We start from the raw sequence: 8,501 nt of genomic DNA on the forward strand, positions 1-8,501 counted from the left end.
CGCGATCTGCTGCCGCTGGCCGACCCGCTGGCGGCTTCGGCGATGGAGAGCGAGTCGCGGCTGATGATGATCGACGCCGGTCTGCCGGTGCCGGTGCTGCAGTACGAGATCCTGGATCGCAATCACCGGATCTGGCGGGTCGACTTCGCGTGGCCCGAGCAGCGGGTGGCGGTCGAGTACGACGGGGTCGTCTGGCATGAGGGGCCGGAAGCGTTCGTCTACGAGCGGCAGCGACGTGCTGCGTTGCAGGAGCTGGGCTGGGTGGTGATCCCGATCATCGCCGACGATGTACGACGCCAGCCCTGGCAGACCGTCCGCCGCATCGAGACGCACTTGGCCCGCGCCGCCGCCTAGACCGGCCCGCATCCCCGAATCCGCCCGCGCCCCTGATTCGGCCCGCATCCCCGAATCCGCCCGCGTCCCTGATTCGGCCCGCGTCCCCGAATCCGCCCCCGAGGGTGCACAGTTGTACGAGCACACCGGCGTGTCGCTGTGCAAACACGCCCGCTCGGCCGAGCGGGCGCTCGCGCACGGGGAACTAACTCCCGGGGCCGATGTTGCGGGCCGGGCGGGTCTGCAGATTGCGCACGTATTCCTCCGGCGCGCCGGCGATCTGGGCGGCCTCGGCCACCACACCGAGGTAGCGCGCCGACGGCAGCCCACCCTCCCAGGCGTCCACCACGTACAGCCAGGCCAGCACCGGTTCGGGCTTGCTGTCCACCGGATCCGACGTGATGCCGTCCACCCGGTCCACCCGGCAGCGGATCTTCTTGTGGATGCCGAAGTCCGAGCCCTCCCAGCGGTCCAGGTTCTGCTCGTCCTCGGGGGTCACGTCGTAGAGGACGACGAACACGCTCGACCCCGGATCCTCGACCACGGTCGCCAGGGCACCCTCCCAGCCGATGTCCTCGCCGGCGAACGTCAGCCGCCAGCCGTGTATCCAGCCGGTTCCGGTCATCGGAGAGTGCGGTGCCCGCTGCAGCATCTGTTCGGGATGCATGTTTGACCCGTAGGCGGCGTAGAGCGGCACGGCAGAAAGCTTAAACGTCGTGTCGAGGATAAGTTGGTCGCTGTGACTTCTGCCTCGACGCGCATCGTGATCATCGGCGGCGGTCCGGCCGGCTACGAAGCCGCGCTGGTAGCAGCGGCCAAGGGGCCCGAGGTGGTGACGGTCACCGTGGTCGACGCCGACGGCATCGGCGGTGCCTGCGTGTTGTGGGACTGCGTGCCGTCGAAGACCTTCATCGCCTCCTCGGGGGTGCGCACCGAGCTGCGCCGGGCCCCGCACCTGGGCTTCGACATCCACTTCACCGACGCCGAGATCGAGCTGGACAAGATCCACCAGCGGGTCAAGTCGCTGGCCGAGGCGCAGTCCGCCGACATCAGAACCCAGCTGGTCAACACCGGCATCGACGTCATCGCCGGCCGCGGGGAGCTGATCGATCCCGAGCCCGGGCTGGCGCATCACCGGGTTCTGGTCACCGAACACGGCGGTGCGCAGCGGGTGCTCGACGCCGAGGTGGTGCTGATCGCCACCGGGGCCAGCCCCCGCACCCTGCCGCACGCCGAGCCCGACGGCGAGCGCATCCTGACCTGGCGCCAGCTCTACGACCTGCACACGCTGCCCGAACACCTGGTGGTGGTGGGCTCGGGGGTCACCGGCGCGGAGTTCGTCAACGCCTACACCGAGCTGGGCGTGCCGGTGACGGTGGTGGCCAGCCGCGACCGGGTGCTGCCGCACGAGGACCCCGACGCCGCCCGGGTGCTGGAACGCTCGTTCGCCGAGCGCGGCGTCACCCTGGTCAAAAACGCCCGGGCCGCCTCGGTGACCCGCACGCCCGACGGCGTGCTGGTCACCATGACCGACGACCGCACCGTGACCGGTAGTCACGCGCTGATGACGGTCGGCTCGGTGCCCAACACCGCCGGGCTGGGCCTGGAGCGGGTCGGCATCAAGCTCGAGCCCGGCGACTATCTGCCAGTCGACCGGGTGTCGCGCACCACGGTTCCCGGCATCTACGCCGCCGGAGACTGCACCGGGTTGTTGCAGCTGGCGTCGGTCGCGGCCATGCAGGGCCGGATCGCGATGTATCACGCGCTGGGTGACGCGGTGGCCCCGATCCGGCTGCGGACGGTGGCCGCGGCGGTGTTCACCCGCCCGGAGATCGCCGCGGTCGGGGTGCCGCAGTCCCAGATCGACGACGGCACGGTGCCCGCGCGCACCGTCATGCTGCCGTTGCAGACCAACGCCCGGGCGAAGATGAGCCGGATGCGGCACGGCTTCCTCAAGCTGTTCTGCCGGCCGGCGACCGGAGTGGTGATCGGCGGGGTGGTGGTGGCGCCGATCGCCTCGGAGCTGATCCTGCCGATCGCGCTGGCGGTGCAGAACCGGATCACCGTGGCCGACCTGGCGCAGACGCTGGCGGTGTATCCGTCGCTGTCGGGCTCGCTCACCGAGGCGGCCCGGCGGCTGATGACGCACGACGACCTGGACTGACCCGCGCAGTGCGCCGGGTGTCACGCCCGGGCCGGTCCGGCGCGCCACGTAGCCTGGCAGGCGTGAGCACGCTGGGACCTGACCAACGAGCGCAAGCCTGGGAACGGCTGGGCAGCGAGCAGTTCGACGTGGTGGTGATCGGCGGCGGTGTGGTCGGCACCGGCTGCGCGCTGGATGCGGCCACCCGCGGCCTCAAGGTCGCGCTGGTCGAGGCGCGGGACTTCGCCGCCGGGACGTCGAGCCGGAGCTCGAAGATGTTCCACGGCGGGCTGCGCTACCTCGAACAGCTGGAGTTCGGCCTGGTGCGCGAGGCGCTGCACGAACGCGAACTGTCGCTGACCACGCTGGCGCCGCACCTGGTCAAACCGCTGCCGTTCCTCTATCCGCTGACCAGCCGGTGGTGGGAGCGGCCGTACGTCGCCGCCGGCATCTTCCTCTACGACCAGCTGGGCGGGGCGAAATCGCTTCCCGCGCAACGGCATCTGACTCGCGCCGGCGCGCTGCGGCTGTGCCCGGGGCTCAAGCGCAGCGCGCTGATCGGCGGCATCCGTTACTACGACACCGTCGTCGACGACGCCCGCCACACGCTGACCGTCGGGCGCACCGCGGCGCACTACGGAGCGGTCATCCGCACCTCCACCCAGGTGGTGGCGCTACTGCGGGAAGGCGACCGGGTGACCGGGGTAACGGTGCGCGACTCCGAGAACGGTGCGACGACCGAGGTGCGCGGTCACGTGGTGGTCAACGCCACCGGGGTGTGGACCGACGAGATCCAGGCGCTGTCGCGCCAGCGCGGCCGGTTCCACGTCCGGGCCTCCAAGGGCGTGCACATCGTGGTGCCGCGCGACCGGATCGTGTCCGAGGTGGCGATCATCCTGCGCACCGAGAAGTCGGTGCTGTTCGTCATCCCGTGGGGCACGCACTGGATCATCGGCACCACCGACACCGATTGGAACCTGGACCTGGCCCACCCGGCGGCCACCAAGGCCGACATCGACTACCTGTTGGCCAACGTCAACACCGCGCTGGCCACCCCGTTGAGCCACGCCGACATCGAGGGTGTCTATGCCGGGCTGCGACCGCTGCTGGCCGGGGAGAACGATGACACCTCCAAGCTGTCGCGGGAGCACGCGGTGGCGGTGCCTGCGCCGGGCCTGGTGGCGATCGCCGGCGGCAAGTACACCACCTACCGGGTGATGGCCGCCGACGCGATCGACGCCGCCGCCGAGTTCATCCCGACCCGGGTGGCCCCGTCGATCACCGAGAAGGTGCCGCTGCTGGGTGCCGACGGCTACTTCGCGCTGGTCAACCAGGCCGAGCACGTCGGCGCCGAGCAGGGCCTGCACCCGTATCGGGTGCGCCATCTGCTGGACCGCTACGGCTCGCTGATCCATGACGTGCTGGCGCTGGCCGAGGACCGGCCGGACCTGCTGGACCCTATCGCCGAGGCGCCCACGTACCTGAGGGTGGAGGTCGCCTACGCCGCCGCCGCCGAGGGCGCGCTGCACTTGGAGGACGTGCTGGCCCGCCGGACGCGGATCTCCATCGAGTACGCCCATCGCGGGGTGAACTGTGCCCGCGAAGTCGCCGAGGTGATGGCGGCGGTGTTGGGCTGGGACGACGCCGCGGTGGACGCTGAGGTGGCCAATTACACCGCCCGGGTGGAGGCCGAGATCCTGTCGCAGGAACAGCCCGATGACGCCTCGGCGGACGAGCTGCGGGCGAGGGCACCCGAAGCCAGGACAGAGATTCTGGAACCGATTCCGCTTCCATGAACTCCGATTCATCACTTCGGGGCTTACTCCGCCAAAAAAACCATGCATTTAGGCTGAAATAAGCGTTAACTTATATTTGACAGTCATTTAGAGGGCAATTATTTTCCTTCCCATCAGCTGGATCACATGGGGGATCCGGGGACGGGGAAGGTGTGGTCCATGGCGGAGGTTTTCGGGGGGGCGCGCCCGCACGCGCTGAGGACGAAGAGCGGCACCCTGGCCGCCGCCACTGTCCTGGCGGGCGCCGGCCTGCTCGGTGTCGCGGCGGCCGGGCCGGAGCTTCCGGGTTCGCCGTTCGCGGCGGTGCAGCACGAGACGGCGCTGACCGCCTTCCCGACCTTCGCCGAGAGCCTGCAGACCCTGCTCGACGACTTCGGCATGGGCGACCTCAACGCGGTGCTGGGTGGGTTCGGAACCGGAGCCTTCACCATCGACACGACGGTGGCGGACTTCCTGGCCGCCATGAACCCGGATGGCGACACCCTCAACGGCGTCGCCGAGATCTTCGGGCTCTCGCTGAGTGACCCGCTCTACAGCACCACCGTCGACTCCATCCTGGGCCTGGGCAGCATGTTCCTGGTCGACGGCGTGCCGATCGGCAATCTCGATCTCGGTGAGCTGATCGATGTGGTTCTGGGCGACGGCGCCGGCGACCACTCGCTCCAAGATTTGGCCGACGCCGTGGGCCTGGGCACGTTGCTCGGCCAGTTCGGGAGCATGGTCAACGCGCTGGGGATCGACAACTACAACATCCTCAACTGCGGTCTTACCTGTGACCATCCTGGCTTGACCACCAACAGCTCCCTTGCTGACTGGCTGAGCGGAATACTGCTGGCACCAACCACAGAGGTCACCAGGAACACCGTGGTCCTGGGAATCGTGACAGCCTCGAATCCGCATTATGCGCCGGCTGACACCCTGGGTGAGTACCTGCACACCCTCCCCGTCAGCGCCACCGACAGCACCACCATGGACAACGCGACGCTCGGCCTGCTGTTCGGCATGCCCCCCGGCCAGCCCTGGGATGAGTACGTCTCCCTGTTCCCCTTCGGCGGCACGTTCCTGGACCCCTCCGGCGAAATATGGGGGGACCAGACGCTGGGCACGCTGCTGAGCAGCTTCCTGCCCGGGGACAGCACCCTGGTGATCGATGGCGACACGCCGATCACCGCCATCCTGGAGGCCTTCGGCCTGCTCTGGTAGCGGGAATTCCGCGCTAGCCCCTCCACACCCGGCCAACTGGCCGGGTGTGTTTTTCTAACCAGACCAATTCTCCGAAGCGGGTGCGCTTGCTTTGCTGTAAACTCGCTGCGGAGCGGTGTGCGTATTTCGCTCAGACCCAAGAATTAGCTGGTATTTAGACCGCTAAAATTCATACCGTTTGACGGTTATCCGCGAAATTGAACTGCGGGAAGTTATTGCGATCGAATCAAGACCGGTCACAAGTTCGGAAAGCCTAGAAAAACCTGAGCAAGCGATAATCGCGCATCGCCGAGGGATGGTTGCTCTGTCATGGTGTCGTCGTTGCAGAACTGCGCTTCTGAGGCCTATGAGCTGCGATATTCCTGGAAATACCGATTGCTGACGCGTGCGAAAAAGTTGGCAGATGAGTTGACAAGTGACTGAGGATACAATAAGTTAATCTTCGTTGTACGAATCACGGAACGACCATGTTTGATCCCAGAAGGGGGACCCACTACATGTCCACACTCACCCTTGACACGCCGATTGCGCCGCGCGGCTTCATGGCTAAAACCGGCGCATTGGTCGCCAGCACTGCATTTGCTGGAGCGGCTTTATTCGGCGGCGTCGCAGTCGCGCCGACAGTTGCTAGCAGCCTGTCTGCGTCGGTGCATCACGACTACGTGCTGACCGCCGACGGCGACTTCCCGACCTTCGCCGAGAGCTTGCAGACGCTGCTGACCGCCCTCGACTTCGGCAACATGGGCCAGGTCCTGGGACTGTTCGGCGAGGGCATCACCACCAGCTCGAGCCTCGCTGACCTGCTGGCGGCGCTGAACCCCGACGGCGTCTCGATCGACGAGCTCACCCTCGGTCTGCTCTCCACCGACTTCAGCGCGCTGCTGAACGAGGTGACGCTGCCGGGTGAGGGCGGCGTGCCGGTACCTCTTGGGTTGATCCCGATCGACTCGCTGCTCGGCGGCTTCATCGGCGGCGACGGTGCCGGCACCAGCATCGGCGATCTGCTGGGCATGTTCGGTCTCGGTGATTACGCCGGCCTGCTGAACCTGCCGTTCTTCGGTCTGTCGCCGGACACCTCGCTGGCCGACCTGCTCAACGAGATGCTGGGGATCACGTCCACCACGACCCTGAACGACTTGCTGGTCGACAGCGAGCTGGACACTGCGTCGATTGCGAGCCTGCTGGACATCGACCCCGATGCTGACTGGAACGACGTGATCAGCAGCATCACCCTCGGCGGCACGCTGAGCGACCCGGACGGCACCGGAACCCTGGGTGCGGAGACGCTGGGCGGCCTGCTGACCAGCCTGCTCGGCTATGGCGCCGACCCGGTGACCGACGCCACCACGCTGACCGACTTCCTGGGCGACCTGGGCATCTTTGACATGCTCGGCCTCGGCTAAGCCGCAGTAGTCAGCACTCACTAAGCCACATCGGCCACAACCCCCGACGGTTGTGGCCGATGTGGCTTTGGTACGCCGGGGGATTCGCGCACCAGGCCGCGGCTACGGATGCTCGGGGTCGTCGTCGCCGTCGGCCCGGTCGCGCAGCAGCTTGTCCGGGTGGTGGTAGCTGTTGGTGCGCGGCTGGCCGCGGTCGAGGTGCGGCGGGGGCAGCGTCTCGATCACTCCGTCGTGGCGCTTGCGGGTGCGCCAGGCCCCGGACAGCAGCCGATGGTGCGGCCCGCAACGCAGCGTCAGGTCGTCGATGTCGGTGCGGCGGCTGCGCGCATAGTCGCTGTTGTGGTGCACCTCGGTGAGCAGCGCCGGAACCGGGCAGCCGGGATGGGTGCAGCCGCGCTCCTTGGCGTAGAGCACCAAACGCTGCCCGGGGTTGGCGAGCCGTTTGGTGTGATACAGCGCGATCTCCTTGGCGCCGTCGTAGACCCGCAGATAGTGATGCGCGTCGGAGGCCAGCCGGATCACGTCGCGCATCGGCAGCCAGGTGCCGCCGGCGGTGATCGCCTTGCCCGCGCCGGCGTGCAGCTCCGCCAGGCTGACCGAGACGACGATGGTGGCCGGCAGCCCGTGATGGCTGCCCAGCGCGCCGGAGGCCAGCAGGTTGGCGCCCATGGCCGCCAGCGCGTCGTGGTTGCGCTGCGCGGCCGAGCGGCGGTCGTTGTCGATGGCTGCCTGCGACGGGGTGCCGGAGAGGCACGGGCGCTCATCGTCGGGATTGCACATCCCCGGTGCGGCCCAGCGCGCCAGGGCCGCGTCGATGGCGGCGCGGGCCCCCGGCTCCAGCCAGCCGCTGATAGGGCTCATCCCGTCGGCGTCCTGGTTACCGATGACCAGCGAGCGCTTACGGGCCCGGTCGACATCGGAGAAGGTCCCGTCAGGGTTGAGGTGGGCGGTGATCCGGTCGGCGAGCTTGGCCAATTCGTCGGGGCGATGGTCGCGGCCGAGCTCGGCCAGCTCTGCTTCGGCGCGCGCCCGCTTCTCGGCGTCGACGTTCGTCGGCAGTCGGTGCCAGAAGTCGCGGATGACCTCGACGGCGGTGTCGCCGATCTCCCCGTCGCGCTGCGCGGCGGCGGTCTCGGGCAGCACCGGCGGCAGCGGTTCACCGGCCAGGTTGCGGCGCTCGCCGAGATCGGCGGCGGCGGCGATGCGCCGGCGGGCCTCCTTGCGGGTGATGCGCAGCCGGTCGGCCATGGCCCAGGACAGCTTGCCGCCCAACTCGTCGCTGCTGGCCTGCGCCGCCAGCTGGTTGATCAGCGGGTGTTCGAGCGCGGGCAGCCGGCGCCGCAGCTCCTCGCAGCGTTCCAGCAGCGCCAGCCGCTCCGGTGTGGTCAGCGCGTCGAACGACAAGTCCAGCACCCGATCCAGCCCGGCGCGCAGGGCGTCGAAAGCCCCGCCCACCTCATCCCGGTTCGAACACATGTGCTAATGGTAACGACACCCCCCGACAAGGTTGCCGTCCTGAAAGCCACTGTGACGCAAGTGAATACAGTTACCAATGGGTTCGGCGGGATACACTCACCACGACGTATAGAAACCCCGGAAGGCCCTGACCGCGATGACCCGCCG

The 8,501-nt window shown here is 68.2% G+C and carries 7 protein-coding genes; 5 read left to right on the forward strand and 2 right to left on the reverse strand.

What is annotated here, in order from left to right; genetic code table 11:
• Positions 1–354: endonuclease domain-containing protein (locus DQP56_RS20530; protein WP_114475784.1), on the forward strand; the 354-nt coding region annotated here is incomplete at its 5' end.
• Positions 355–538: 184 nt separating this feature from the next.
• Here DQP56_RS20530 and DQP56_RS20535 read toward each other — a convergent pair.
• On the reverse strand, positions 539–1,030 hold the full coding sequence (locus tag DQP56_RS20535) for a gamma-glutamylcyclotransferase family protein (RefSeq protein WP_112688591.1): 492 nt from the start codon (positions 1,028–1,030) through the stop codon (positions 539–541).
• Between the two features lie 42 nt (positions 1,031–1,072).
• Between DQP56_RS20535 and DQP56_RS20540 the strand changes: the two genes are divergently transcribed.
• From DQP56_RS20540 to DQP56_RS20555, 4 genes are all read left to right on the forward strand, one after another.
• Positions 1,073–2,497 (forward strand): NAD(P)H-quinone dehydrogenase, encoded by a 1,425-nt coding sequence (locus tag DQP56_RS20540; protein ID WP_112688593.1) that lies wholly within the window; start codon positions 1,073–1,075, stop codon positions 2,495–2,497.
• A gap of 17 nt (positions 2,498–2,514) precedes the next feature.
• Positions 2,515–4,272, forward strand: coding sequence for a glycerol-3-phosphate dehydrogenase (gene glpD, locus DQP56_RS20545; protein ID WP_205868939.1), 1,758 nt, complete (start codon positions 2,515–2,517; stop codon positions 4,270–4,272).
• Positions 4,273–4,431: 159 nt separating this feature from the next.
• On the forward strand, positions 4,432–5,475 hold the full coding sequence (locus DQP56_RS20550) for a hypothetical protein (protein WP_112688601.1): 1,044 nt from the start codon (positions 4,432–4,434) through the stop codon (positions 5,473–5,475).
• Positions 5,476–6,122: 647 nt separating this feature from the next.
• Positions 6,123–6,878, forward strand: a complete 756-nt coding sequence (locus DQP56_RS20555; RefSeq protein WP_112688597.1) for a hypothetical protein — start codon at positions 6,123–6,125, stop codon at positions 6,876–6,878.
• Between the two features lie 102 nt (positions 6,879–6,980).
• Here DQP56_RS20555 and DQP56_RS20560 read toward each other — a convergent pair whose 3' ends face one another.
• Entirely contained in the window at positions 6,981–8,354 is a 1,374-nt protein-coding gene (locus DQP56_RS20560; RefSeq protein WP_112688599.1) for an HNH endonuclease signature motif containing protein, read from the reverse strand.
• Between the last annotated feature and the right edge of the window lie 147 nt (positions 8,355–8,501).

Source organism: Mycolicibacter senuensis (assembly GCF_003284925.1).
Lineage (GTDB): Bacteria > Actinomycetota > Actinomycetes > Mycobacteriales > Mycobacteriaceae > Mycobacterium > Mycobacterium algericum_A.